The sequence below is a fragment of the Pseudoflavonifractor capillosus genome, from assembly GCF_016902575.1.
Lineage (GTDB): Bacteria > Bacillota > Clostridia > Oscillospirales > Oscillospiraceae > Enterenecus > Enterenecus capillosus_A.
On the sequence record NZ_JACSNZ010000025.1, the window covers coordinates 1 to 26,700 of the forward strand.

The window sequence follows — 26,700 nt, forward strand, 5'->3', positions numbered from 1 at the left end:
TTTCAATTTATTTTCCCGCCTGGGGGCGGGAAAACTCTGCCGAGGGCTTTTCCCATGCAAGATAGTCAAGACTTCTTGCATGACTTTTGCGTTTTTTGACAGTCTGAAGCCCCTGACTCTCACACGAGAGCCAGGGGCTTGTGCTTTTGTGGCGTAGGCAGAGGGACTCACCTTCTACATAGCCTAGTTTCAGGGTAGCCAGCCTGGTGGGGAGGCTACCCGCTGGGGGCTTTCACCGTTCATCGTTTGCCGGCGCAGGCTTGCAAGCCTGGCTTTGCTCCGCAGGGTGACTTTCTCCCCGATGAGAAAGTCACGAAAGAATCGCTTAGGGCTTTCCCCCCTAAGGACCTCCCTGGGGTACCAGGCTGTAACTGCGTCCAGTTGCTTTTCGGCCCGTCACTCCTGCTATTCTCCTGTCACTGCCACCAACCCAGGCCACTCTGGGCAGCTGGCCCTACGGCTAGGCGGTGCCTACGTCCGGGCCTACTCTGGCAGAGCGGTGTCTTAGCCACCGCCGGGTGACACCACCGCCCCCCTGGTAGAACGTCGTAGGGGCCGGGCTTGCCCGGCCCGCTGCTTCCCTGGCTTTGCCCTGAGACATTCGGGAGGGGCAAGCCCCTCCCCTACACCCTGCATATGAAAATCCGTGCCGCAGGCACACCATAATTATTCATTATACATTCTTCATTACTCATTTTTCGTTCTGCCTCCCTCCCCTCCTGCGCAATAAAGTCCTATTTATTGGACTTTCTATGTGGTACACTTCCATCATCAAAGAAGAACGCCTGAACCCAGGCTTGAAAGGAAGTGTCCCGCCATGTATGAGCTGGAGTATGTGAGAGGTCATGTGGAAGTGTTTTTCAACGGGGAGTTCTGCTTCTCCGCCGACAATCGGCGGGAAGCGGAGGCGGAACTGGCCCTGATGCTGAGATAAAAAACACAGCAGCGAGAGAGCTTATCTCGCTGCTGTGTTTTGGTTGTGGGGAATTTAACGTCCGAAATAGAAGTCCCAGGGATCAAAGTAGCCGTCCTGCTGGCTGCTGCTGGTCTGCTGAGGGGCGGGATCCTGCTGGGTTTGGCTGTTCTGGGTGTTGTTCTGCTCTTCATCAAAGGTGATGTTCAGGGTCAGGGTCTCACCGGAACGGTACACCTCCAGAGTGGTGCTCTCCCCGGCCTTAAACTGGTTCTTGGCGGCATTGAGCTCGGCCACAGTGGTCACTTCGGTGTCACCCAGCTTGGTAATGATATCGCCCTGCTTCAGGCCTGCGGTCTCAGAGCAAGAGCCTTCGTTCACGCCGTTGACGTACACGCCGGAGGGCCAGCCGAAGGCATTGGCATAGTCCTCGGTCACCTCCACGGCGGTAATGCCCATGGAGGGCCGCCCGGTGACGTAGCCGTACTGGATGAAGTCCTGAATCATGCTGATGACATCATTGATGGGGATGGCAAAGCCGATGCCCTCAATGGAAGCAGAGCTGGTGTCGCCGTTGTTGGAGTACTTGGCGGAGGTGATGCCCACCACACGACCATACTGGTCAAAGAGGGGGCCACCGGAGTTACCGGAGTTGATGACGCAGTCGGTCTGGATCATGTTGATGATGGTTCCGTCACTCATGGTCACAGAACGGCCCACACCGGAGACATGGCCGGAGGTCTGGGAGAAGGACAGAGTACCCAGGGCGTTGCCGATGGTGGACACTTCCTGACCCACCACCAGGGTGTCAGAGTCGCCCAGCACCACAGGCTTCAGCCCAGTGACGTCATTGATCTTCAGCACAGCCACGTCGTTGGCCTCTTCCCCGCCGATGAGGGTGGCATCGTACTCCTCACCGTTATTCAAGGTGACCTTGATGGCCTTTGCCCCGTCAATGACGTGGTAGTTGGTGACAATATAGCCATCCTCACTGAGGATGAAGCCGGAGCCGCTGGAGGTGCCGGTGTACTGCTGCCACCCCTGCTGTACCAACACCTGGCAGGTGATGTTGACGCAGGAATCGGCGTAGGAAGCGTAGATCTCCTCCAGGGTCATCTCCTTGACCCCATCGGCCTGCTGGACATTCACCTGGGTGCCCTGGGTGGTATTTTGATAGATGGTGGTGGCGTTGGAGCTGCCGTCCATTCTGCTATACAGGGCTGCACCTCCCACACCTGCGCCGCCGCCCACCAGGGCACAGCACAGCACCAGAGCCATCGCCCGGCCTGCGCCCTTCTTCTTGGGAGCCTTGGGACCGGACTGCACATGGAAGTTAGAGTCGTCATTGCGGTTCTCCCCGTTGGGAGTCCAGCTGTATCGATAGGATCCGTCCTCATGATGATACCCCTGTGGGGCGTTTTGACCGTCATGTTGGAACCCGTTGTTAAGATTGTTGTTTTCTTCAAACATATGAATCACTCCTCGTGATTTGATCTGAACACAGGGTACAAAATAAATATGTCCATATTATGACATGAATTCAAATTCATTATAAACAAACTAGAATTTTGTGGAAAGGGCACCCAGCCAAGCTGGATGCCCTTTCCTCTATCATCTATTTCTTATGTCCACTTTTCAGAATGGCCGCCACGTCGGAGGCCGCCAGAGACAGATCGCCCATAACTGGGGAGAAAATGCCCAGCTTACCCAAGTTGATGAGCACCAGCAACAGCAGCGGACCTACGATCATGCCCAAAACGCCTCCCATTAGCATACCCACATAGATGCCCACCAGGGAGAGAATGGGGGACAGTCCTGTCTGGTCACCCAAAATCTTAGGCTCACCCAGACGGCGGAACAGGGCGATGATGCCCCAGATCACCATCAGCTGCACCGCATGGGTGTAGTCACCCACGATGATGTCCACCACAGCCCAGGGCACCATCACCGTGCCGGAGCCAATGATGGGAATGAAGTCCAGCACCGCAAAGCCCAAAGCCAACAGTAGGCCGTAAGGTTGGCCAATGGCAAAGAAACCCAGGGCCAAAATGACGAATACCACAAAGGAGATGCTGAGCTGACTTTTCAGATAGCCGCCGAAGGCTTCCATGAAAATACGCCGCACATCTTTGCAAAAGCTGCGGGCGGGAGCAGGCACCCGGTCAGTGATGAAAAAGCGCAGCCGGGGGTAATCGGCGGTGATGAAGTAGGTGGCCATCAAAAACACAATAGTAGCCACCACAAAGGTGGACACCTGGCCCACCAGAGAGGGCGCACGGTCTGCCACCACCTTCAGCCAGCCGGACACGTCAATGTCCCGCACCCAGTTTTCCAACAGCTGGACTACCCGTTCGCCAGCGTTGTAGGCCCCTCCGGGAAGCAGATCCTCCAGCCCGCCAAACCACTCCAGCACCTGATCCACATTGGTCAACAGGGCATCCACAATGGCCTCCCAGTTGAGAAACAGCGTCTGCACCTGCTCCACCGCCATCCAACTCAAGGCCCACAGCACACCGCCCACCACACCAAAGACCAGAATGAGCAGCGCCATGGTGATAGGGCCCCGGGAGATGGTCAGCTTCTTTTGCAGCCAACGCACCGGGGGATTGAGCAGCCAGGAGAACACCAGGGCCAGCACAAAGGGACTCAGCAGAGACAGCGCAGGCAAAACCCCATAGCGCAACGCCAGAAGCGCCAGCGCCAGCAAAACAGCCCGTACCCCCAGCCGCAGCCACAATTCTCCCCGCTGCTTCCATGTCAGTTGTATCGGTTCCATATCTAACCACTCCTAAGGGCGAGTTTCTCACCGGACATCCACGTTGTCGGCACAGCAGGCATTGTCTCTCCCCGCCCATGGAATTTCTTGCCTCAATATCCTGCTGTTCAGGCTGATTATACCCCCTGCCCGCCGCATTGACAACCCCAAACCGCTAGGGTATACTAATCCGGTATGAATTGATCGGGAGGAATTATCATGGATCGCACCAAATTTCAACGAAGCCATGTGTCTATCTTTCTGTCCTACTACAAGCCCCATCTGCACCTGTTTGTGCTGGATATGGCCTGTGCGTTGGGCATTGCCCTGATAGACCTGGCATTCCCCTATGTGTCCCGGCTGTCCATGCAGCAGCTGCTGCCCCAGAACCTGTTTGGGGCCTTCTTTGCCGTCATGGCCTGCCTGCTGCTGGCCTACCTGCTGCGGGCAGGGATGTATTATGTGGTCACCTATCTGGGCCACATGATGGGCGTACTCATTGAAGCGGACATCCGCCGGGATCTGTTCGGCCATATGCAAAATTTGTCCTTCTCCTTTTACGATAAGAACCGCACAGGACAGCTGATGAGCCGGGCCACCAACGACCTGTTTGAAATCACCGAACTGGCCCACCACGGCCCTGAGGATCTGTTCATCTCGGTGATCACCCTGGGCGGCGCTTTCTGCCTGATGCTGTCCATTCAGTGGAAGCTGGCCCTCATTGTCTTCGCCGTGGTGCCTGTGTTCGTCCTCTTCACCATCTTCCAGCGGCGGCGGATGATGAAAGCCTCGGTGCAGGTCAAGCAGAATATGGCAGGCATCAATGGCCAGCTGGAGTCCTCCATCTCCGGCATGCGCACCGCCAAGGCCTTTGCCAACGAGGCGCAGGAAAACACCAAATTCCAGCAGTCCAACAACCAGTTCAAGGGGGCCAAGCGGGGCTACTACAAAGCCATGGCCACCTACATGGCAGGGCTGGAGTTCGCTCTGCCCGCCATGAACGTGCTCACCATCACCGCCGGTGGCTGGTTCATCCTCCAGGGAGAGATGACCTACATCGACCTGGTGACCTTTGCGCTGTATATCTCCACCTTCCTCACCCCTGTGCGTAAGCTGGCCGCCTTTGTGGAGCAGTTCCTCAACGGCATGGCGGGCTTCAAGCGCTTTGTGGAACTGATGCGGGTGGAGCCTGCGGTGCAGGATGCCCCCGATGCCGTGGAGATGGGGGTGGCTCAGGGGGACATTCTGGTGGACGACGTGTCCTTCTCCTACGACGAGGGAGAGACCGTGCTGGATCACGTCTCCATCCACATTCCCCAGGGAGAGACTGTGGCGGTGGTAGGCCCCTCCGGCGGCGGCAAGTCCACCCTGTGCCAGCTCATTCCCCGCTTCTATGACGTCACCGACGGCCGCATCCTGGTGGATGGAATGGACGTGCGCCACATCACCCAGCAGTCCCTGCGCCAGAACATCGGTATTGTGCAGCAGGATGTGTTCCTCTTTGCGGGCACCATCTACGACAACATCCGCTACGGCAAGCCGGATGCCACCCAGGAGGAGATCATCGAGGCAGCCCGGCGGGCAGAAATCTACGATGACATCATGGCCATGCCCGACGGCTTCCAAACCTATGTGGGCGAGCGGGGCGTGATGCTCTCGGGCGGGCAGAAGCAGCGGGTGTCCATTGCCCGCATCTTCCTAAAGAATCCCCCTGTTCTCATTTTGGATGAGGCCACCTCTGCCCTGGACTCGGTGACGGAGGCCCGCATCCAAAGCGCCTTTGACGAGCTGGCAAAGGGCCGCACCACCCTCATCATCGCCCACCGCCTGTCCACCATCCGCAATGCCCACCGTATCATCGTGGTGGACGACAACCGCATCGTGGAGGAGGGCACCCACGAAGAACTTCTGCAAAGCGGCGGGGAGTACGCCCGGCTGTACAACGCCCAGAAGAGTGTGCCGGTATGAACAAGACAGAACTGCTGAATCAGTTTTCCAAAGATGGAGAACAGCGTGTGGAGCTGGCCCGGGTACTGGATCAGATGCAGCGTGCGGACACCCGCTCCATCCCCTGCTCCACCCAGTTTCTCTCCCCCGCCCTGCGGGCCTCGGTGGAGCCGCTGCTGGCAGCCTGCGGACACCCCCGCCACCTGTTCTGCGGCGGCTACGGGGACGCTGAGCGCACCATCTGCGTCTTTCTCCCCCACTGGCAGGAGGCAGAGGACTACGACCAGAGCGAGGATCTGGCCGCCATCTCCGCCGCATTCCCCCGCCAAGCCACCCTCACCCACCGGGACATTCTGGGTGCTCTCATGGGCATCGGCATCACCCGGGAGAAGATTGGAGACATTCTCATGGGGGAACAATGCGCCCAAATCGTCTGCCTGCGGGAGGCTCTGCCCATTGTCCTGTCCCAGTTTGACCAGGCGGGTCGATACCCTCTCACCTTGCAGGAGATCCCCCTGTCCCAACTCACCCCCGCCCCCCAGACGGTGAAGGAGATCCACGACACCGTGGCCACCCTGCGGCTGGATGCGGTGGTGGCCTCCGGCTTCTCTCTGTCCCGCTCCAAAGCCGCCCAGTGTATCACCACCGGTCGGGTGTCGGTCAACCACATGGAATGCGTGAAAAGCGACCGTCTGGTGGAGGAGGGGGATGTGCTCACCTGCCGGGGGCTGGGCAAATGTGTGCTGGCCCAGGTGGGAGGCCAGTCCCGCAAAGGGCGGGTCATTCTCACCTTACACCGCTATGTATGAAACCAAAGGAGGAAGTCCCCCATGACAGAGGAAAAAATCGCCCGTATCAACGAGTTTGCCCGCCGGGTCAAGGCGGGAGAGACCCTATCCCCTGAGGAGTTGGAGGAACGAGCCGCTTTGCGCCGGGAATACATTGACAGCGTCAAGGCTAGCCTGGTGGGCCAGCTGGACAACACCTACCTGGTGGACGAGAAGGGCAACAAGGTCAAGCTGCCCAAGAAGAAGCAATAAAAAATTGCCGCCTGCTCTGAAATGAGCAGACGGCATTTTTTTGAGTTTTGATTACTCGGCCTCGGCCACCACGTTGGTAGCACGCACGCCCTTGGCGCCACGGGGATCGGGCTCGGTCTCGAAGGTGACCTTCTGGCCCTCCAGCAGCTTCTTGTAGCCCTCAGCCACGATGGCGGAGAAGTGCACGAACACGTCCTCGCTGCCGTCGTCGGGGGTGATGAAGCCATAGCCCTTCTCAGCGTTGAACCATTTCACGATACCGGTCATTTGGAATTCCTCCTGAATCAAAAATTGCGGTTTTGAGGCAAAAGAGAAGCCCATCCCTTTCATGTACGAAAAGGGCGGGCGTAACAGTTCATACATCAAAACAACGTGGTTATTATAGCATTCACCCCCATGGGGTGTCAAGAATTTTCCTGTCGGACGGTGCCTGCCCCATCCAAAAATTTAGACCAGCCCAGAGGTGTTGACATTTTTCCTCTCCATCAGTAGAATGTAATCTGCTTGTTTGCTAATATTATTATAATGTGAGTAAGAAGGTCTGCTGTTATGTCCGTGATTTACTTTGATTATGCCGCCACCACCCCTGTCTGCCCTCAGGCAGTCAGCGCTGTGGTGGAGGCTCTCTCCCACTTTGGAAATCCCTCCTCCCGCTACCCCCTGGGCCGGGAGGCCGCCCAAGGGGTCAAAGCCCACCGGGAGACGGTGGCCCGTGCCCTGGGCTGCACCTCCGACCAGGTGTACTTCATCTCCTGCGGCACCGAGGGCAACAACTGGGCCATCCGCCGAGGGGTGGAGCTGAACCGCCGCCGGGGCCGCCACATCATCACCACCGCCATCGAGCACGCCGCCGTGCTGGAGACCTGCCATGACCTGGAGCGGCAGGGCTACGAGGTGACCTACCTGAAGCCCGACCGCCAGGGCCGCATCGACCCCCAGGATCTCTCCGCCGCCCTGCGCCCGGACACCGCCCTGGTGTCCATGATGCTGGTGAACAACGAGGTGGGCTCCATTCTCCCCGTGGCAGCGTGCGTCAAGCTGGTGAAAGCCTACGATAAAAACATTCTCTTCCACTGCGATGCTGTCCAGGGCTTTTTGAAGGTGCCCTACTCCATGGCCTCCCTGGGGGCGGATTTTGTGTCGGTCAGCGGTCATAAAATCGGTGCCCCCAAGGGCATTGGCGCTTTGATGGTGAAAAAGGGGGTGCGACTGTCCCCCTACCTCACCGGAGGCGGACAGGAAAACGGGATGCGCTCGGGCACGGAACCCACCGCCCAAATCGCCGGGTTTGCCGCTGCCGTTGAGGCCACCATGGCCCAGGCAGACCGGCTCCAACGTACCGCCGCCATCAAGGAGTACACCCTCACCCAGCTGAAACAGGCCATTCCCCAGCTGGAGATCATCACCACCGGGGACGCCCCCCACATCTGCGCCGTCACCCTGCCCGGGTACAAAAGCGAGGTGGTGGTGCGGGTGCTGGGAGATGCGGGCATCTGCATCTCCTCCGGCTCCGCCTGCCACAAGGGAAAGCCCAGCCACGTCTTTGCCGCTCTGGGACTGCCCAAGCCCTGGCTGGACGGGGCGCTGCGCCTGTCCTTCTCTCCCAACTCCACCCAAGAGGAGGCAGACCAGCTGGTGTCCGCCCTGCGTGGGGCAGCTGACACCTTGTTTACCACCATGTCCTGATCTTTTTGTATTGCGAGGTCTGTTATGCGTTCTTTTTTCCGTCGTGAGCCGGGGTTTTATCGCAACCTCATCGCCCTGGCACTCCCCATTCTCATTCAAAACCTCATCACCAACTCCTTAGGCCTGGTAGACACCTTCATGGTGGGCATCTTGGGTGAGGGGCCGCTGGCAGGCGTGACCCTGGCCAACATCCCGGTGTTTGTGGTGCAGCTGATGATGTTCGGCATCCAAAGCGGGTCGGCAGTGCTCATCAGCCAGTACCGGGGCAAGGGGGATTATGCCTCCATCAACCGAGTCATGGGCATCGGGATGTATGTGGCCGGGGCCATCTCCCTGGTATTTGCCCTCATCATGGGCTTCCTCTCCCAGCCCTTTATGAGCCTGTTCGGCAATGACCCGGAGGTCATTGCCACCGCCGCCCGCTACGCCCGCATCGTGGGCTGGTCCTACTTCTTTGACAGCTTTGTACAGGTGTATATCGGTGCACACCGTGCCATGGGCAAGCCCAACCGGGGCATGTATATCCTGGCGGTATCCATGCTGGGCAACACCTTTCTCAACTGGGTGTTCATCTTCGGCAACCTGGGTGCCCCCCGCATGGCGGAGGAAGGCGCCGCTCTGGCCACCCTGCTGGCCCGGATCCTTTCCTTCACCATCGCTCTGGTGTGGGCCATCCGGGACCAGGGCTTCCGCATCCAGCCCGCCATCTTCTTCCGCCCCGGCCTGGAGATGACTCAGCGGTTTGTCCGCTTCTCCACCCCGGTGATGTGCAACGAGACCTTCTGGGGCCTGGGCACCTCCCTCTTCCCCACCATCATGGGTCACATGGATGGCTCCAAGGAGATCTTGGCCGCCTACGCCATTGCCGGTAACATCACCAACCTGTGTACCGTGGGCGTGTTCGCCATCGGCGGCACCGCCGCCATCCTGGTGGGTCAGGAGATCGGCTCAGGCCACACCGACCGGGTGTTTAGCCTGGGGGCGTTGCTGGATGTGCTGGCCTTTACCTTCGGGCTGGTATCCGGAGGGGTGTTCCTCCTCATCCTCTACTTCATCATTGCCCCCTACCTCTACCCCCTGTTCCACCTCTCCCCTCAGGCGGGAGACATCTGCACCATGATGCTCACCGTGGTGTTCTGCTTCATGCCCCTGCGCTCCTTCGACACCACCAACATCGTGGGAGTACTGCGAGGGGGCGGAGATGTGCGCATGGCCACCCTCATTGATCTCTCCCCCCTGTGGTTGGCCGCCATTCCCCTGGCCGCCCTGTCCGGCCTGGTGCTGGAGCTGGGCATCTTCTGGGTGTACCTGTCTATGATGAGTGAAAATATCATCAAGTGTATCTTCGGTCTGCGTCGGTTCCTCAGCGCCCAGTGGATCCATGATGTCACTGTGGTGAGATTTGAAAAAGAGTAAGCAATGAAAAGGCGGTCTCCTTGAACTGGAGACCGCCTTTTCCCGTTTTCAATTCCCTTTGTATTTCCTCCGGGTGGCCATGCCGCCCCGGATATGCCGCTGGGCCTTGTTCACATCCAGCACCGCCTTCACCTGCTCATACAGGGGGCGATTGAATGTGGGCAGCCTCTCAGACAAGTCCTTGTGCACCGTGGATTTGCTCAAGCCGAATTTCCGGGCGGCGCTGCGCACCGTCCCCTTCTCCTCGATGATGTACAGCGCCATCTCGCAGGCCCGCTCTTCCATGTTCCCTTTCAAACGGCAACACTCCCTCATGGTTCTCACAAGAGCATATATATGTGGAGAAGGGTGAAGTTATGTTGCACCCCAGCGGTCCTGGTTTTCCCCATGCTGGCGGCAGTGTCTTTGTGCAAAAACTTTGGAATTGCCCCTTGCACAACCCGTCGTTTTGTAGCATAATACACAATATAATCTCTATGGGTTCCCTGTGTTTCCAGGGAAGCCCCGGTTTCGTTCCCAGTGAGAGAAAGGTTGATGTTCCATGAGAACTTCCGGTATCTTAATGCCCGTTGCCTCCCTGCCCTCCCCCTACGGGATCGGGACGTTGGGTCAGGCGGCCCGGGATTTTGTCTCTTTTCTGGCCCAAGCAGGCCAGACCCATTGGCAGGTGCTCCCGGTAGGCCCCACCGGTTTTGGGGATTCTCCCTATCAGTCCTTTTCCTCCTTTGCCGGCAACCCCTACTTCATTGACCTGGATGACCTGGCCCGGGATGGTCTGCTTCTGCCCCAGGAATACCGTCACCTGACCTGGGGTGATGACCCCAGCGAGGTAGACTACGGCCTGGTCTACCACCAACGGTTTCCCGTACTGCGCCGGGCGGTGGTGCGGCTGCAAACCAGGCAGCCCCAGGCCCTGGCCCAGTTCTGCCGGGTCCAGCAGGGGTGGCTGGAGCCCTACGCCCGGTTTATGGCCTTCAAGGAGCACTTTGGCGGCGGCCCCTGGTCTGAGTGGCCCGACTCCATCCGTCGGCGGGATCCCCAGGCGGTGGAAGAATTGGCCCATGAGCTGGCCTCTCAGATCTCCTTCTGGAAAGGGGTGCAGTACCTCTTCTTCCACCAGTGGAGTGCTCTGAAAGCCTTTGCCAATGGCCTGGGCATCTCCATCATTGGGGACTTGCCCATCTACGTCTCCGGGGACAGCGCAGACGTATGGGCAGACCCCGGGCAGTTCCAGCTGGATGAAGACCTACACCCCACCGAGGTGGCAGGCTGTCCCCCCGATGGATTTTCCGAGGATGGTCAGCTGTGGGGCAATCCCCTGTTTGACTGGGATGGTATGGCCAAAGACGGCTATGCCTGGTGGATGCGGCGCATTGCCTTCCAGTTTACCATCTATGACGTGCTGCGCATTGACCACTTCCGGGGCTTTGACTCCTATTACGCCATTCCCGCCGGGGACGAGAACGCCCGGCGAGGCCGCTGGCGACCTGGGCCGGGCATTGCCTTTTTCAACACCCTCAAGGAGAAGCTGGGCAATCGCCCCATCATCGCCGAGGACTTGGGCTTTCTCACCCCTTCGGTACACCAGATGCTTGCGGACACCGGATATCCCGGCATGAAGGTACTGGAGTTCGCCTTTGACCGCCGGGACAGCGGCCAAAACCTGTACCTGCCCCACAACTACCCCGTCAACTGCATCGCCTATGTGGGCACCCACGACAACGACACCGCCCTGGGCTGGACCCACACCGCCGACCCTGAGGATGTGGCGGTGGCCCGGGAATATCTGAACCTCACCGAAGATGAGGGAATCAGCTGGGGCATGATGCGGGGCATCTGGGCCAGTGCAGCCCAATACACCATTGTGCAGATGCAGGATGTGCTGGGCCTGGACAGCGTGGGCCGGATCAACACCCCCTCCACCACCGGGGATAACTGGAAGTGGCGGGCCACCCCCGGCTATCTCAACCCAGAGCTTGCTCAGCGGCTGTATCGGATGACCAAGCTGTACGGGCGGCTGCGGCAATGACGCAAAAATGGAGCGTTCCGCTATGGAACGCTCCATTTTTTCTTATGTCACGTCAGAGATACCAAACAGCCGGTCATATTGCAGCAGCTGGTAGTCCTCTTTGAGTTTGTCGTACTGGTTGGTCTCCCAGTGGCTGTACGCATGGCCCTGGGGATCAATGTAGCCCACAGAGGTGAACACAGGCAGCTGCTGCTCCACCTCATGGAGGAACTTTCCGTACAGGTCGGTCTCAACCCCCGCATAGTTCAGCACATGCTGTCCCAGGAAGTTGAGGCTGGTCAGCTCCGAGGCGTTCTCGGTGTCCAAAGGTCGGTTGGACCAGATGACAAAGGGCACCTTGAATTTGGCCATATACTCCTCCATGGTCATATCCGCCTGAGCCACTCCGTAGGCCTTATCCAGAAACTCCTGCTCCACAGAGGGCTGGTGGTCACCGAACATGACGATGATGGTGGGCTCCTCGTAGGTGGAGAAGTAGTCCACCAGTACCTTGAAGTACTCATCGGTCTTGTTGGCCAAGGTCAGATACTGCTCTGCCCGGGGGTACTGGCCGGGGCAGTCGGTGAGGGTAACTTCCGTGGGGTAGTCCGCCTCCTCGTAGCCGCCGTGGTTTTGGTAGGTGACATTGAAGAGGAACAGCGGCTCTCCCGCCTTCTTGTTCTCAAACTCCCAGATGATCTGCTGGAAGTCGGAGTAGTCGCTGAGGTAGGCATGCTCCTCCAGCTGGGGCACGTTCATATCCTTACGGAACTTCATCTCGTCAAACCCCATAAGAGGATATGCCTTGTTGCGGTTCCAGGAGGTCTCCTCCCCGGGGTGGAAAGCCAAGGTGCGGTAGCCCAACTCTCCCAGCAGGGAGGCCATGGATTGGGTCTCGTCCTTGACGTACTGCTGATAGGGGGCGCTGCCCGTGGGGAGGAAGGCCATAGAGTTTCCGGTGAGGAACTCGAACTCACAGGAGCTGGTACCTGCACCAAACACAGAGGAATAGGCGTGGCCAAAGACGGCGTTGTCCAGAGATTTGATGTAGTCCATCACCGGCTCACTCAAGGTAAGGTTGCCGTAGTCCTCATAGTCCGCCCAAGACTCGTTCATAATGGCGATGACGTTGTACTTCTGCTGGGTCTCACCCTGATTTTCGGCAGGCCCATCCACATGGAAGGTCAGGCCCTCGCCGCCTTTGTCCTCCACCTGACTGAGCACATATTTCACGTTGTCCACGGTGGCGTTGGTGGGCTGCTCCACTTCCATGTACTTGGTGTTGTCAAAGAAGGCGCACAGCGCTCCGTCGGTGCAGTAACCCACCATCTGCTGCCAGGTGTAGGCACCCACGTCCACCCGTTCCAGCACCGCAGGCTGGGCAAAGATGAACATGAGGCTCAGCCCCGCCACCGCACCTGCCAACCGGGGCATCACCGTCTTGCCGGTGGGACGGAATTTGCCCCACAACAGCTTTTTCCGCAGGAGGATCACAGTCAGCAGCAAAACCGCCAGACCTATGTACATATCCCAGGTCAAGGTCAGCTTATAGCTGCCAGATACCGCCGCAGCCGTCTTCAAGGCCGCAAAATCCCAGGGGAGGATGGGCGTGCCCCGGAAGAGGTTGACAAAGTAGTTTGCCATACCCCATACCCCGCACAGCAGGTGTACCACCAGGCTGCAAATCACCGGGTAACCCGTCACAGCGCACATCAGCCAGTACACGCCCGCTACCCACAGGCTGTTGACCACAACCGCCGCCAGTTTCACATCCACAAACTTGGTACCCATGATCAGCTGCATGAAATAAAACGCAGTGATCGGGGTCAGTACCAGCAGTGCAACCAGCAGGCCCCTCCTTTTTCTATCCATTTCATTCCATTCCATCACGTTTTTCCAAGTTCCTTTCCTTTTTTCACATTCACAAAGACTATACACGAACTTTACACAAAAGTCAAATTGCAAAACGGACAAAAAATTGCCGTAGACTCTGGAAGTCTACGGCAATTCTCCTGGAATTATGAATGATTTTCCACAATTTCACCCGCTCGGTAGGCGGCAACCAGATCCTTGAGGTCGTGGATCTGCTCTTGCAGGTTGCGGCCGATGTCGGTCTGGCGGATCTTCATGCGCTGCTCCATGCGCTCCAGCACCTGGCAGGTGGAGGAGATGTCCCAGTTCTCGGTGATGGCCCGCTCCCGCCCGGCAAAGGGCTGGTGGGACACCAGACGCAGGCAGTTGGAGTTGTAGATGAGGGTATATCCGGCAATCCCGGTGGTCTTCTGGTAGGCCTTGCAGAACCCGCCGTCGATGACCAGCAGTTTGCCGCCACCCTTCACCGGGCTCTCCCCCTTCTTGGACTTCACCGGAACATGGCCGTTGACGATGTGGCTGTGCTCCTCCTCCAGGCCAAACTCCTTGAGGATCTTGGCGCACGCCTGGGGGTCCTGATAGAAGCGGTAGTAGGCGTTTTTCTGCTCCGTCCAGGTGGACTCGTCGGCGATGAGCCGACGCTCAAAGGTGGTCATGCGGTCCCGGCCATAGATGGGGCTGTTGCGGCCGCACCACAGCCACCACAAAAAGTCCATGCCGAACTGACGCTCCGGGGAGCCCACCTTGTCATAGTAGGCACGGCGGGCGGCCAGATCCGCAAAGTCCAAAAACTCTCTGCCTGCCAGGTTGTCGCAGCCGATGGAGAAGTGCATCAGCTCCCCCTCCTCGGTCATGGGGATGCAGCCGTGGAAGAGAAGGTTGCCGTTGAACACCTGGTACAGGCTGCCCTTGGAGTAGAGGAAGCGCACATGGCGCTGGAGCTTCTCACTGTGACAGAAGGAGCGGGTGAGCTGACGGATGAGCTTGTCCTCCTCCTCGGTGAGGGCGTAGGGGTCGGCGGGGTCCACGGTGGGGAAGTCGGTATCTTCCAGGGCGTAGGTCTTGCCGTCGATGACCACCGTCTTGTGCGCATAGTCGATCTTGTCCAGCAGCAGTCGGTCATCCATGCCAAAGCTGGGATTATTCTTGATCTTCTGACCCTCCAGCTTAAAGAGAATGATGGTGATGGCCTTGTGCATCTGGGCAGCCAGACGCTTGTCCCGCTCGTTGTAGCTCTCCTCCTCCTCCCGGGTGAGCTTGACCTCAAAGCGGCTGACATCACAGTCCTTATACGCCTCGGCAGCAAACACCGCCAGGGGGCGCAGCGAGATGCCGTACCCCGTCTCCACCACGTCCAGGTTGTTATACCGCATGGAGATGGCCAGCACCGTGGCCACCAGGGTACGGGAGCCGGAGGCGGCACCCATCCACAACACGTCGTGGTTGCCCCACTGGATATCCACGCTGTGGTGGTTCATGAGGGCATCCAAAATAATGTCTGCTCCCGGGCCACGGTCGAAGATGTCCCCCACAATGTGCAGGTGATCCACCGCCAGGCGCTTGATGAGCCGGCACAGCTGCACCAGAAAGTCCCCGGCCCGCTCCAGCTCAATGATGGTGGAGATGATGTTCTCGTAATAGTCCCGCTTGTCTGTGTCCTCGTAGTGGGTGTGAATGAGCTCGTCGATGATATAGGAGTACTCCCGGGGCATGGCCTTACGCACCTTGGAGCGGGTGTACTTGGCACTGACCAGACAGCAGATCTCAATGAGGCGATGGAAGGTCAGGCGGTACCACTCCTCCAGATTTTCCTGGGTCATCTGGCCCTGTACCTCTTCCAGCTTCTCCTGGGGGTAGTAAATGAGGGTGGCCAGCTGGTCCCGCTCCGCCTTGGACACACTGGTGGCAAACAGCTGGTCGATCTTCTCCCGCACCACCCCGGAGGCGGAGTTGAGGATGTGCTGGAATGCCTCATACTCCCCGTGGACGTCGGAGATGAAGTGCTCGGTGCCCTTGGGCAGGTTGAGAATGGCCTGTAAATTGATGATCTCGGTGCTGGCAGCCTGTACCGTGGGGTACTGCTTGGCCAGCATCCGCAAATAGTGCAGGTTCTCCTGTTCGCTGCCGTGGGCCTTTTGGGTCTCCTGATTCATTCCAAAATCCTCCTAATCGGTATATCAGATGCGGGCCACCCCGGTGTCCCGGGCGGCCTGTGCCACCGCCGCAGCCACGGCAGGACACACACGGGGATCAAAGGCGGCGGGAATGATGTAGTCGGGATTGAGTTCCTCGTCGCTCACCAGCTCTGCCAATGCCCGGGCAGCAGCCAGCTTCATCTCCTCGTTGATGTCGCTGGCCCGCACATCAAAGGCGCCCCGGAACACACCGGGGAAGGCCAGGACGTTGTTGATCTGGTTGGGGAAGTCACTGCGCCCGGTGCCGATCACCGCAGCTCCGGCCTCTCGAGCCAGGTCGGGCATGATCTCAGGCACGGGGTTGGCCATGGGGAACAAAATGGGGTTAGGAGCCATGGTCTTCACCATCTCAGGGGTCACCACACCGGGAGAGGACACGCCAATGAACAGGTCGGCACCCACCATCACGTCGGCCAGGGAGCCGGACTTGTCCTGCTTGTTGGACAGCGCCAGCAGAGCCTTCTTCTCCTCATTGAGGTCGGTGCGGGCAGAGCAGATGGCGCCCTTGCGGTCGCAGATGATGGCGTCACCCAGGCCCATGGATTTCAGCAGCTTGAAAATGGCGGTACCGGCAGCGCCCGCCCCGGAGAACACGGCGGTGATGTCCTCGATCTTCTTATTCACCAGCTTCAAGGCATTGATGAGGGCGGCGGCCACAATGATGGCGGTGCCGTGCTGGTCGTCGTGGAAGATGGGGATGTCACACACCTCTTTGAGCTTGCGCTCGATCTCAAAGCAGCGGGGGGCAGAGATATCCTCCAGGTTAATGCCGCCGAAGGAGCCTGCCAGCAGGGCCACAGTGTGGACGATCTCATCCACGTCCTTGGAGCGGATGCACAGAGGCACGGCGTTCACATCCCCGAACGCCTTAAACAGCACACACTTGCCCTCCATCACCGGCATACCTGCCTCGGGGCCGATGTCGCCCAGGCCCAGCACAGCGGTACCGTCGGTGACCACTGCCACGGTGTTCCATCGGCCGGTGAGCTCGTAGCTCTTGCTCACGTCCTTCTGGATCTCCAGGCAGGGCTGGGCCACGCCGGGGGTGTAGGCCAGGGAAAGGGCCTGGCGGTCCTTGACCTCCATCTTGGGCACGGTGTCCAGCTTGCCCCGCCACTGATAGTGCAGTTTCAAAGATTCTGCTGCGTAATCCATGTCGTTTTCTCCTTTGCTCTTGTGAAATGGTTTCACCCATATTTGTATGTGTTTATCATTGTATCATAGCAGGGCAAAAAACAAAAGAGGAGGAGAAAACTTCTTACCTTTTCTTGTCTCAACTGCCACACCGCCCGGGGTTGTGGGCCATGACCCGTCTATCATATTGACAAAAATTTTTTATTCTCTCCCATTTTTGCCTGTTTGCTTGTCTTTCCCATATGTCCGTGATATAATTCATTTGTTTTGGTTTTATTTCAATGATTCTCAGGAGAAGGAAACATGAGGATAGGAAAGTTTGTGGATGCCACGACGGTGAAATTCCTGCTGGTGGGAGTCATCAACACTCTGGTGGGCACCGCTGTGATGTTCGGCTTTTATAATTTGCTTCATGCAGGGTACTGGGTATCCTCCGCTGCCAACTATATCGTGGGCAGCATCGTCAGCTATGTTTTGAACAAGTACCTCACCTTCCAAAACAAAGAAAAATCCGTGAAACAGATGCTCTTCTTTGTGGTGAACATCTCCGTGTGTTACCTGCTGGCCTATGGCCTGGCCAAGCCCGTCACCCTGCACCTGCTCAGCTTTTCCACCCAGCAGATCCAGGAAAACGTGGCCATGCTGGTGGGTATGTGTCTGTTTGTAGCCCTTAACTACTTTGGACAGCGTTTCATCGTCTTCAAATCCAAGCAGTGACCCTTCGATGGGTCCAGCTTTGCTCGCTTTGGCATATTTATTCTGAAAGGATGTCCTCAATATGAAATTAGGTATCGTAGGCCTGCCCAACGTGGGCAAATCTACCCTGTTCAACGCCATTACCAACGCCGGTGCTGAGAGCGCCAACTACCCCTTCTGCACCATCGACCCCAACGTGGGCATCGTGGCGGTACCTGACCCCCGTTTGGACTGGCTCAGCGAGTTCTACAAGCCCAAGAAGACCACCCCCGCTGTGGTGGAGTTTGTGGACATCGCCGGTCTGGTGAAGGGCGCCAGCCGGGGCGAGGGTCTGGGCAACAAGTTTTTGGCCAATATCCGGGAGTGCGCCGCCATTGTCCACGTGGTGCGCTGCTTTGATGATGAAAACGTCATCCACGTGGAGGGCTCCACCAACCCCATCCGTGACATTGACATCATCGACCTGGAGCTCATCATGGCCGACGTGGAGATGGCAGACCGCCGCATCGACAAGGCCACCAAAGCCGCCAAGGCGGACAAGAAGTTCCTCCACGAGGCCCAGGTGTTCCAGGGCCTGCGGGACTGGCTCAATGAGGGCAAGTCCGCCCGCAGCTACCTCTCCCAGGTGGACGAGGACGATGCTGCCCTCATCGCCACCAGCGAGCTTTTGTCCCTCAAACCCGTTATCTACGCTGCCAACCTGGACGAGGAGGGCTTCTCCCACCCCAATGAGGTGGCCTACTATCAGCAGGTGTCGGAGCGTGCCGCCCAGGAAGGCGCCCAGTGCATCCCCGTGTGTGCCCAGCTGGAGGCGGAGATCGCCCAGCTGGACGGAGAGGAAAAGGCCATGTTCCTGGAGGATCTGGGCATTGAGCAGTCCGGCCTGGACCGTCTGGTCAACGCCAGCTACACCCTGTTGGGCCTTATCTCCTACCTCACCGCCGGAGAGGACGAGTGCCGGGCCTGGACCATTGTCAACGGTACCAAGGCTCCCCAGGCCGCCGGCAAGATCCATTCCGACTTCGAGCGAGGCTTCATTCGGGCCGAGACCGTGGCCTTTGAGGATTTGAAGGCCTGCGGCTCCATGGCCGCTGCCCGGGAAAAGGGTCTCATCCGCTCCGAGGGCAAGGACTATGTGGTGAAGGACGGAGACATTATCCTCTTCCGATTCAATGTATAAGCAATGCAGCGAGGGAACACCCTGTGTTCCCTCCTGCTCTTTTCTCGAACAGACAAACAAAGAGAAGGAGAGAAGCAGATGAAACAAACCAAATCCGACACGGTATTCCAGTGGAAGGGCATCCCCCCCACGGGTCAGCTGGTCCCCCTGGGGCTCCAGCATGTGGTGGCTGCCGTGGTGGGCATCATCACCCCCGCCATCCTCATTTCCAACACCTGCGCCCTATCTGAGGAGGAAAAGACCCTGATGATTCAGGTCTCCCTCATCCTCACCGCCCTGGCCACCCTGCTCCAGCTGTTCCCCATTTTCGGGCGCATTGGTGCGGGTTTGCCCGTCATCATGGGCATCAGCTTTGCCTACATCCCCACCCTCCAGGCCATCGGGGCGGAGTTCGGCATTGCCACCATCTTAGGTGCAGAGATCGTGGGCGGCTGTGTGGCCATTGTCTTTGGCATCTTTGTCAAGTGGATTCGCCCCCTCTTCCCCCCCTTGGTCACTGGCACCGTCATCTTCACCATCGGCTTATCTCTCTACCCCACCGCCGTGAAGTACATGGCTGGCGGGGCGGGCACCCCGGACTTTGGCACCCCCAAGGCCTGGCTGGTGGCCCTGGTCACTCTGGTGGTGGTCATTGCTCTGACCAACTTCACCCGTGGCATCACCAAGCTGGGCGCCATTCTCATCGGTATGATCGTAGGCTATATCATCTCCATCCCCATGGGATTGGTGGACTTCTCCTCCATCGGCTCCGCCCAGTGGTTTGCTCTGCCCCAGTTCATGCCCTTTGAAATCAAGTTCGTGCCCTCTGCTGCGGTGTCCCTGAGCATCGTGTATGTGGTCAACGCCGTGCAGACCATCGGTGACCTCAGCTCCACCACCATGGGTGGCCTGGACCGGATGCCCACCGACCGTGAGCTGTCCGGCGGCATCATCGGTCAGGGCGTCATGAGCGTCCTGGGCGCCTTCTTCGGCGGCCTGCCCACCGCCACATACAGCCAGAACGTGGGCATTGTCACCGTCAACCGGGTCATCAACCGCTCCGTGTTCGCCTTGGCCTCCGGCATCCTGCTGGTGGCTGGCCTGGTGCCTAAGTTTGCCTCCCTGCTCACCACCATCCCCCAGAGCGTCATCGGCGGGGCCACCATCTCGGTGTTTGCCGCCATCACCATGACCGGCATCCGCATGATCACCCAGGACGGTTTCACCCCCCGGAAGAGCGCTGTCATGGGCCTGTCTGTGGCCATGGGCGTGGGCATCACCCAGGTGTCCGGCTGTCTGTCTGGCACCGGATTCCCCGGCTGGGTCAACACCGTGTTCGGCTCCTCCTCTGTGGTGGTGGCCACCATCATGGCTATCATTCTCAACCTCATCATTCCCAAGGAAGAGGAAACCCAGAAGTAACATAAAAGCCGCCCGGCGCTGCCGGGCGGCTTTTATCTCTTTATTTACTTCCGGTGGAACCGAATCCGCCCTCACCCCGGACGGTGTCGTCCAACTCCTCCTGCTGGATGAACTGAGCAGTGAGGTAGGGAGCGATGACCAGCTGGGCGATGCGGTCCCCCTGCTCCACGGTGCGGGTTTCGGAGCTGTGGTTGTGGAGCGCCACCATCAGCTCCCCCCGGTAGTCAGCGTCAATGACCCCCACCTTGTTGGCGGGGGCCAGCCCCTGCTTGGTGGCAAGCCCCGACCGGGCATACACCAGGCCCACAAAGCCCTGGGGAATGGCCATAGCCAGGCCGGTATGAATGAGCACCGTCTCACCAGGCTGTACCTCAATAGAAGCATCGGTGACGGCATACAGATCTGCCCCCGCAGCATCCACGCTGCCATAGGTGGGCATCTTGGCCCGGGGGTCTAACAATTTTACCGCAACGGATTGTGTCATAGGTAAATTCCTCCGTGTATAAATATATCGTTGATACCCCGGCAGCTTCGCTGCCGGGGTATCTTTCACTTTTGTATGGGCTGTATGGTGTGCTCGCCCTGCCACTCCACCACTTGGTGGGCCTTCAGGCTGGAAGGCACATCAATGATGCGCTGGTTGGCAGAGCCACGAAACCGCAGGCTCAAATCCTTCAGCCCCTCCACGAACCGGCCGTCCACCAGCACGTCAATGAGGGAGAGCATCTCGTCGGTGTGCTCACACCGGGCACGGCTTTCCTGCCACAGCTCCCCGTCCAGGGTGTAGCCGGAGTAGCACCAGATCTCCTTGTCCGGGTAGCGCTCCTTCACCCTTCTCAAAAATGGCAGCAGCACCGCCTGGTTGCACGGCTCGAAAGGCTCGCCCCCCAACAGGGACAGGCCCTTCATATAGGAGGGAGCCAGGGCATCCAGGATCTTGTCCTCCTCCACACGGGTGAAGGGTTGCCCGTAACAGAAGTCCCACGCCTCCTCATTGAAGCAGCCGGGGCAGTGGTGGGTGCAGCCAGAGACAAACAGGGACACCCGAACCCCGGGGCCGTTGGCCACGTCCGCCCATTTGATGGTGGCGTAATTCATAGCTTGTCCTCTCCTTTACAGGTGGAGCACCCGGGACTTGATCTCCTTGGTCTTGCCCACATTCCAGAAGTTCTCACCCAGGTAGCCGCAGGTACGGCGGGTGACATTCATCTTGTTGTGGTCCTTGTTGCCGCAGCTGGGGCACTCCCACTGGCCTTCGTCGTTGATCTGGATCTCTCCGTCGTAGCCGCACACCTGGCAGTAGTCACTCTTGGTGTTGAACTCGGCGTACTGGATGTTGTCATAGATGTAGCGCACCACGTCCTCCAGGGCCTCCAGGTTGTGACGCATGTTGGGCACCTCTACGTAGGAGATGGCGCCGCCGGAGGAGATCTTCTGGAACTGGCTCTCAAAGGCGAACTTGGAGAAGGCGTCCACATGCTCCCGCACGTCCACATGGTAGGAGTTGGTGTAGTAGCCCTTGTCGGTGACGTCCTTGATGGTGCCGTACTTCTCCTGGTCGATGCGGGCAAAGCGGTAGCACAGGCTCTCGGCGGGGGTGCCGTACAGAGCAAAGCCCAGGCCGGTCTCCTTCTTCCACCGATCGGTGGTCTCCCGCAGGTGGCGCATCACCCGCAGAGCAAACTCCTCACCCTCGGGGGTGGTGTGGGAACAGCCCTTGACCAGGCGGGTCAGCTCGTACAGGCCAATATAGCCCAGAGACAGGGTGGAGTAGCCGCCCACCAACAGCTTGTCGATGGTCTCACCCTTTTCCAGGCGGGCAATGGCGCCGTACTGCCAGTGGATGGGGGAGACATCGGAGCGAACACCCTTCAGGGCGTTGTGGCGGCACATGAGGGCCTCGTAGCACAGCTCCAGGCGCTCATCCAGCTCCGCCCAGAACTTGTCCTCGTCCCCGCCGGAGACAATGCCGATCTGGGGCAGGTTGATGGACACCACGCCCTGGTTGAACCGACCCTCAAACTTGTAGTTGCCCTCCTCGTCCTTCCAGGGGGAGAGGAAGGAACGGCAGCCCATGGGAGAGAACACATTGCCCTCGTAGGTCTCCTTCATCTTCTTGGCGGAGATGTAGTCGGGGTACATCCGCTTGGCAGAGCACTTCACCGCCAGACGGGTGAGGTAATCGTACTTGCCCCCCTTGAGGCAGTTGCACTCGTCCAGCACATACACCAGCTTGGGAAAGGCGGGGGTGATGTACACGCCCTTCTCGTTCTTGATGCCCTCCAGACGCTGGGAGAGGATCTCCTCGATGATGGCGGCGTTCTCCTCCATGTAGGGGTCATTGTCCCGCAGCACCAGGAAGAGGGTGACAAAGGGGGACTGGCCGTTGGTGGTCATCAGGGTGTTGATCTGGTACTGGATGGTCTGCACACCGCTTTTCAGCTCGTCCTTGGTACGGGCACGGGCGATCTTCTCCACGGTCTCGTCGTCCAGCTCAGGGGCGGCTTCCCGGGTGCGGCGCAGGTACTTCTCATAGGTCAGACGCAGATACTTGCCCAGGTGGCTCATCTCCACCGACTGGCCGCCATACTGATTGGAGGCCACACAGGCGATGATCTGGGTGACGATGGTGCAGGCCACCTGGAAGCTCTTGGGGGACTCGATGAGCTTGCCGTTGATCATGGTGCCGTTGTCCAGCATGTCCCCGATGTTCACCAGGCAGCAGTTGAAGATGTGCTGGACAAAGTAGTCTGCATCGTGGAAGTGGAGGATGCCGTCGTCATGGGCCTTGGAGATCTTCTCCGGCAGCAGCAGGCGCCTGGTCAGATCCCGGCTCACCTCACCGGCGATATAGTCCCGCTGGGTGGAGGCGATGGCGGTGTTCTTGTTGGAGTTCTCCTCCGCCAGATCCTTGTTGTCGTTGCGAATGAGCGCCAGGATGGACTCGTCGGTGGTGTTGGCCTTGCGCACCAGGGCCCGGTTGTAGCGGTAGATGATGTAGGCCTTGGCCAGCTCATACTTGCCCGCCTCCATCAGACGCTTCTCCACCATATCTTGTATGTCCTCCACCAGAAGACGCTTGCGTCCCTTGCTGGCTACGGAATCTGCAATGGCCTCAATGGATGCGTCGTCCAGGCGGTAGGGTTCCTCCACAGCCAGGTTCGCCTTTTGAATGGCCACCACGATCTTACTGCGGTCAAAGTCTACGGTAGATCCGTCTCTCTTGATCACTTTCATTGCGTTACGCCCTTTCTCCCGTTTTTTATTCTAAATAACTGCCAGGCAAGGTCTCAGACATCCTCCCCCGCCCGGCACGCATAATGCTAAGCGTGATAAAGCGGCGGTTGTCCCCAGGGGGACAACACGCCGTCGTCGTCGCAATCTGCGCTATCCGGCAGCTGCACCTGTCAGGGCTTCACATTTTTAACCCTAGTGGTGTAGCACTTAAACAGCATACCATATCTTGTGCCTGTTGTAAATAGCCCCTTTAATTTTTTCGAAATATTGTGTACTACGGAATTTATTTCCTGACTCTACCTGGGACCCTTCTGCCCATATCCACATAGAATGAGATGCACCTTGATGAGTTCCTATGGGACATCATACGTGTGAAAGGAGCGAATCTCATGAATCAAAATCGTTGGAACCCTCTGAACTGGAGCGGTGCCATGACGGCGGAGGAGTTTGCCGCCCAGCAAGGCACTTGCACCTGCGCAGGCACTTGTCAGTCTGGCAGCAGCGGCTGCGGTGGCTGCACCTGCAACGGCATGACCTCTCCCTGCGACAACACCAAGCCCTGCCAAGGCACCCAGCTGGTGTGCTGCTGCCACACCGTACCCGCACCCTGTCCGCCCACGGTGGATGTGGAGGAGGGCTGCTGCTGCAAAAAGAGCTTCCGGGCCGCTTTGCAGCTGTTGTGCAGCACGCAGCTGGGCACCCTGCTGGACTTCAATCAGGCCGCCTTTGTCACCGATACCTATGTGGCAGGGGCCACCATCAACACCACCCCCGCAGGCACCACCCCCTCGGATAACCTGAACACCATGTCCGGGTCCTTCCGCCGCTTCTCCCCCTGCAACTGCGATCTGCTGGAGATCTCTGCCCTGGTCAACACGCCCCCCGAGACCAGCACCGGGGTCACTGCCACCCAGGTGCCCCTGTGCCAGCTCACCGCCGTGGCCCTGCAAACCGCCACTGCCCCCGCCTCCGGGGACATCACCTCCGACCAGGCCACCGCCAACAACTTCCAGACCATCCAGTCCATCCTGTCCCAGTGCCTCACCCCCTGTGCCAATCCCTGCGGCGCCTGCTGCTGCCCCTGTGACTGCTCCGGGGACGACTGCTGCTGCGCTGCCGGGCTGCTCTCCACCCTGTCCCAGAGCAACCTCAGCCGTAAGGTCACCATTGTGGCCGGCCCTCTGGTGCTCCAGGGCGTCACTCTGCTGGGCACCGTGGGCAATGTGCTGGTGCTGGCCAACTCCACCAACAACCGCATTTACTTTGTCTGCGTCAACCAGATTCAGTTCCTGGCGTAACCGGGAACCATTTCTTTCCCCAGCGCAGGGGGCCTTTCAGGCCCCCTGCGTTAGCCTTGTGAAACTTTTCACCAATTTTTCATTCATACATTTACAACTGCACTTTTTTGTTGTATTCTATGGTTGACTATGTCCCTTGGACTGAAGGAGGAACTGTACATATGAGAGGTGTAGAAACCCGTATTCAGGAGATTCGCCACCGCATTTTCCGTGAGGTGGCCCGCATGGCCTACCACACCGAGTGGCCGGTGGACAAGCGCATTGAGGAACTGCCCTACAAGATCATTCCCGGCGAGGTAGGCAATTACCGCAACGACGTGTTTCTCGAGCGCGCCATTGTGGGTGAGCGTCTGCGTCTGGCCATGGGCCTGCCCTGCCGCGGCGCCGGTGAGCACGCCCCCCTGTCCGACAACATCGAGGCTGCTACCAAAGATGAGACCTACTATACCCCCCCTCTGATCAACATCATCAAGTTCGCCTGCAACGGCTGTGACGAGAAGCGGGTGCATGTCACCGACGGCTGCCAGGGCTGTCTGGCCCACCCCTGCGTGGAAGTGTGCCCCAAGGGCGCTGTTACCCTGGACCGCTTCAACGGCCGCTCTGTCATCGACCAGGACAAGTGCATCAAGTGCGGCCGCTGCGCTGACGTGTGTGAGTACAAGGCCATCATCATTCAGGAGCGCCCCTGCGCCAAGGCCTGCGGCATGGATGCCATTCACACCGATGCCAACGGCAAGGCAGAGATCGACTACGACAAGTGCGTCTCCTGCGGTATGTGCCTGGTCAACTGCCCCTTCGGCGCCATTGCTGATAAATCCCAGATTTTCCAGGTCATCCGAGCCATTCAATCCGGTGAGCGTGTGTATGCCGCCGTGGCTCCCGCTTTCGTGGGTCAGTTCGGCCCCAAGGTCACGCCCGGTAAGCTGCGTGCTGCCATGAAGGCCCTGGGCTTTGCAGACGTGTTCGAGGTGGCCATCGGCGCCGACCTGTGCGCCGTGCAGGAGGCCGAGGACTTTGTCAACGAGGTGCCTGAGAAGCTGCCCTTCATGGCCACTTCCTGCTGCCCCGCCTGGTCCGTCATGGCCAAGAAGCTCTTCCCTCAGCACGCCGACAGTGTCTCCATGGCCCTGACTCCCATGGTGCTCACCGCCCGCCTCATCAAGGAGCAGCAGCCTGAGGGCAAGGTGGTCTTCATCGGCCCCTGCGCTGCCAAGAAGCTGGAAGCCATGCGCAAGAGCGTGCGCAGCGAGGTGGACTTCGTGCTCACCTACGAGGAGATGTCCGGCATTTTCGATGCCAAGCACCTGGATCTGGAGTCCATGGAAGAGGATTCCAACGGCGTCAACGACGCCTCCACCGACGGCCGCAACTTTGCCGTGGCTGGCGGCGTGGCCAAGGCTGTGGCCAACGTCATCGCCGAGCGCTACCCCGACCGTGAGGTGAAGATGGCCAGCGCCGACGGCCTGCGGGAGTGCCGCAAGCTGCTGACCATGGCCGCTGCCGGCAAGTACAACGGCTATCTGCTGGAGGGCATGGCCTGTCCTGGCGGCTGCGTGGCTGGCGCCGGCACCATGCAGCCTGTGAAGAAGTCCCAGGCCGTGGTGGGCCTGTACGCCAAGCAGGCTGGACACACCACCGCCACCGGCACCGAGCACATCAAGGAGCTGGACAAGCTGGTGGACTGATTCCCCACAAAGCTACATAAAACAAGCCTGCTGCATCCCATTGGGTGCAGCAGGCTTGTTTTTCTTCACGCTTCACTATTACCTCTTCACGCAAAATAAAATGCTGGGAGCACTGCGTTGCTCCCAGCTTTAGCGTGTCGAAAAAGTTCGACACGCTTCTCAAAAATGCAAGCATTTTTTCGAGGGGTTGCAGCCCGCTGCATGCACCCTTGGGTCAAAGGGCGACCCAAGGCCACA

At 58.9% G+C, this 26,700-nt stretch carries 21 protein-coding genes; 11 read left to right on the forward strand and 10 right to left on the reverse strand.

Annotation, left to right across the window (positions count from 1 at the left end; all coding sequences use genetic code 11):
- Positions 1 to 988: 988 nt before the first annotated feature.
- Together H9X86_RS08265 and ytvI are read right to left on the reverse strand one after the other, a co-directional pair.
- Positions 989 to 2,383: a S1C family serine protease gene (locus H9X86_RS08265; protein ID WP_204901066.1), complete on the reverse strand. Its 1,395-nt coding sequence runs from the start codon at positions 2,381 to 2,383 to the stop codon at positions 989 to 991.
- 145 nt (positions 2,384 to 2,528) lie between these two features.
- The gene (gene ytvI, locus H9X86_RS08270; RefSeq protein WP_204901067.1) at positions 2,529 to 3,689 is read right to left on the reverse strand and encodes a sporulation integral membrane protein YtvI; all 1,161 of its coding nucleotides are present in this window, start codon (positions 3,687 to 3,689) and stop codon (positions 2,529 to 2,531) included.
- Positions 3,690 to 3,887: 198 nt separating this feature from the next.
- On the opposite strand from ytvI, the gene H9X86_RS08275 reads away from it, so the two are divergent.
- From H9X86_RS08275 to H9X86_RS08285, 3 genes are read left to right on the forward strand one after another with little or no spacing between them, the layout of a single operon-like run.
- On the forward strand, positions 3,888 to 5,636 hold the full coding sequence (locus tag H9X86_RS08275) for an ABC transporter ATP-binding protein (protein ID WP_204901068.1): 1,749 nt from the start codon (positions 3,888 to 3,890) through the stop codon (positions 5,634 to 5,636).
- Positions 5,633 to 6,424 carry a YlmH family RNA-binding protein gene (locus H9X86_RS08280; protein ID WP_204901069.1) on the forward strand — a complete coding sequence of 264 codons (792 nt, stop codon included), beginning with the start codon at positions 5,633 to 5,635 and terminating at the stop codon, positions 6,422 to 6,424. Before H9X86_RS08275 ends, H9X86_RS08280 begins: the two co-directional genes overlap by 4 nt.
- A gap of 21 nt (positions 6,425 to 6,445) precedes the next feature.
- A complete protein-coding gene (locus H9X86_RS08285; protein ID WP_204901070.1) occupies positions 6,446 to 6,655 on the forward strand; it encodes a DUF896 domain-containing protein in 210 nt (69 codons plus the stop codon).
- 51 nt (positions 6,656 to 6,706) lie between these two features.
- Here the strand turns inward: H9X86_RS08285 and H9X86_RS08290 are convergent, their stop codons facing one another.
- Entirely contained in the window at positions 6,707 to 6,922 is a 216-nt protein-coding gene (locus tag H9X86_RS08290; RefSeq protein ID WP_087256981.1) for a cold-shock protein, read from the reverse strand.
- Between the two features lie 282 nt (positions 6,923 to 7,204).
- Here H9X86_RS08290 and H9X86_RS08295 point away from each other — a divergent pair, with 282 nt between their 5' ends.
- Both H9X86_RS08295 and H9X86_RS08300 read left to right on the forward strand, forming a co-directional pair.
- Entirely contained in the window at positions 7,205 to 8,341 is a 1,137-nt protein-coding gene (locus H9X86_RS08295) for a cysteine desulfurase family protein (RefSeq protein ID WP_207752631.1), read from the forward strand.
- 24 nt (positions 8,342 to 8,365) lie between these two features.
- A complete protein-coding gene (locus H9X86_RS08300; RefSeq protein ID WP_204901071.1) occupies positions 8,366 to 9,757 on the forward strand; it encodes an MATE family efflux transporter in 1,392 nt (463 codons plus the stop codon).
- 48 nt (positions 9,758 to 9,805) lie between these two features.
- Here H9X86_RS08300 and spoIIID read toward each other — a convergent pair whose 3' ends face one another.
- Positions 9,806 to 10,054, reverse strand: a complete 249-nt coding sequence (spoIIID, locus tag H9X86_RS08305; RefSeq protein WP_204901072.1) for a sporulation transcriptional regulator SpoIIID — start codon at positions 10,052 to 10,054, stop codon at positions 9,806 to 9,808.
- Positions 10,055 to 10,298: 244 nt separating this feature from the next.
- On the opposite strand from spoIIID, the gene malQ reads away from it, so the two are divergent.
- Positions 10,299 to 11,786: a 4-alpha-glucanotransferase gene (malQ, locus tag H9X86_RS08310; protein WP_204901073.1), complete on the forward strand. Its 1,488-nt coding sequence runs from the start codon at positions 10,299 to 10,301 to the stop codon at positions 11,784 to 11,786.
- A 42-nt stretch (positions 11,787 to 11,828) separates the two neighbouring features.
- Here malQ and H9X86_RS08315 read toward each other — a convergent pair whose 3' ends face one another.
- The 3 genes from H9X86_RS08315 to H9X86_RS08325 form a co-directional block, all read right to left on the reverse strand.
- Positions 11,829 to 13,637 (reverse strand): LTA synthase family protein, encoded by a 1,809-nt coding sequence (locus H9X86_RS08315; protein WP_243416898.1) that lies wholly within the window; start codon positions 13,635 to 13,637, stop codon positions 11,829 to 11,831.
- A gap of 146 nt (positions 13,638 to 13,783) precedes the next feature.
- Positions 13,784 to 15,790, reverse strand: coding sequence for a fructose-1,6-bisphosphatase (locus tag H9X86_RS08320; RefSeq protein ID WP_204901075.1), 2,007 nt, complete (start codon positions 15,788 to 15,790; stop codon positions 13,784 to 13,786).
- 24 nt (positions 15,791 to 15,814) lie between these two features.
- Positions 15,815 to 16,987 carry an NAD(P)-dependent malic enzyme gene (locus H9X86_RS08325; protein WP_204901076.1) on the reverse strand — a complete coding sequence of 391 codons (1,173 nt, stop codon included), beginning with the start codon at positions 16,985 to 16,987 and terminating at the stop codon, positions 15,815 to 15,817.
- A 282-nt stretch (positions 16,988 to 17,269) separates the two neighbouring features.
- On the opposite strand from H9X86_RS08325, the gene H9X86_RS08330 reads away from it, so the two are divergent.
- From H9X86_RS08330 to H9X86_RS08340, 3 genes are all read left to right on the forward strand, one after another.
- Positions 17,270 to 17,683, forward strand: a complete 414-nt coding sequence (locus H9X86_RS08330; RefSeq protein WP_204901077.1) for a GtrA family protein — start codon at positions 17,270 to 17,272, stop codon at positions 17,681 to 17,683.
- A gap of 61 nt (positions 17,684 to 17,744) precedes the next feature.
- A complete protein-coding gene (gene ychF, locus H9X86_RS08335) occupies positions 17,745 to 18,842 on the forward strand; it encodes a redox-regulated ATPase YchF (RefSeq protein WP_204901078.1) in 1,098 nt (365 codons plus the stop codon).
- A gap of 78 nt (positions 18,843 to 18,920) precedes the next feature.
- A complete protein-coding gene (locus H9X86_RS08340) occupies positions 18,921 to 20,243 on the forward strand; it encodes a uracil-xanthine permease family protein (protein ID WP_204901079.1) in 1,323 nt (440 codons plus the stop codon).
- Between the two features lie 40 nt (positions 20,244 to 20,283).
- Here the strand turns inward: H9X86_RS08340 and dut are convergent, their stop codons facing one another.
- The 3 genes from dut to nrdD all read right to left on the reverse strand — a co-directional run bounded on the left by dut (position 20,284) and on the right by nrdD (position 23,480).
- Positions 20,284 to 20,727 carry a dUTP diphosphatase gene (gene dut, locus H9X86_RS08345; RefSeq protein ID WP_204901080.1) on the reverse strand — a complete coding sequence of 148 codons (444 nt, stop codon included), beginning with the start codon at positions 20,725 to 20,727 and terminating at the stop codon, positions 20,284 to 20,286.
- 65 nt (positions 20,728 to 20,792) lie between these two features.
- Entirely contained in the window at positions 20,793 to 21,341 is a 549-nt protein-coding gene (gene nrdG, locus H9X86_RS08350) for an anaerobic ribonucleoside-triphosphate reductase activating protein (protein WP_204901081.1), read from the reverse strand.
- 15 nt (positions 21,342 to 21,356) lie between these two features.
- Positions 21,357 to 23,480 carry an anaerobic ribonucleoside-triphosphate reductase gene (gene nrdD, locus H9X86_RS08355; protein WP_204901082.1) on the reverse strand — a complete coding sequence of 708 codons (2,124 nt, stop codon included), beginning with the start codon at positions 23,478 to 23,480 and terminating at the stop codon, positions 21,357 to 21,359.
- A gap of 389 nt (positions 23,481 to 23,869) precedes the next feature.
- On the opposite strand from nrdD, the gene H9X86_RS08360 reads away from it, so the two are divergent.
- Both H9X86_RS08360 and H9X86_RS08365 read left to right on the forward strand, forming a co-directional pair.
- Positions 23,870 to 24,778 (forward strand): CotA family spore coat protein, encoded by a 909-nt coding sequence (locus H9X86_RS08360; RefSeq protein WP_204901083.1) that lies wholly within the window; start codon positions 23,870 to 23,872, stop codon positions 24,776 to 24,778.
- 161 nt (positions 24,779 to 24,939) lie between these two features.
- Positions 24,940 to 26,463, forward strand: a complete 1,524-nt coding sequence (locus H9X86_RS08365) for a 4Fe-4S dicluster domain-containing protein (protein WP_204901084.1) — start codon at positions 24,940 to 24,942, stop codon at positions 26,461 to 26,463.
- Positions 26,464 to 26,700 lie beyond the last annotated feature (237 nt).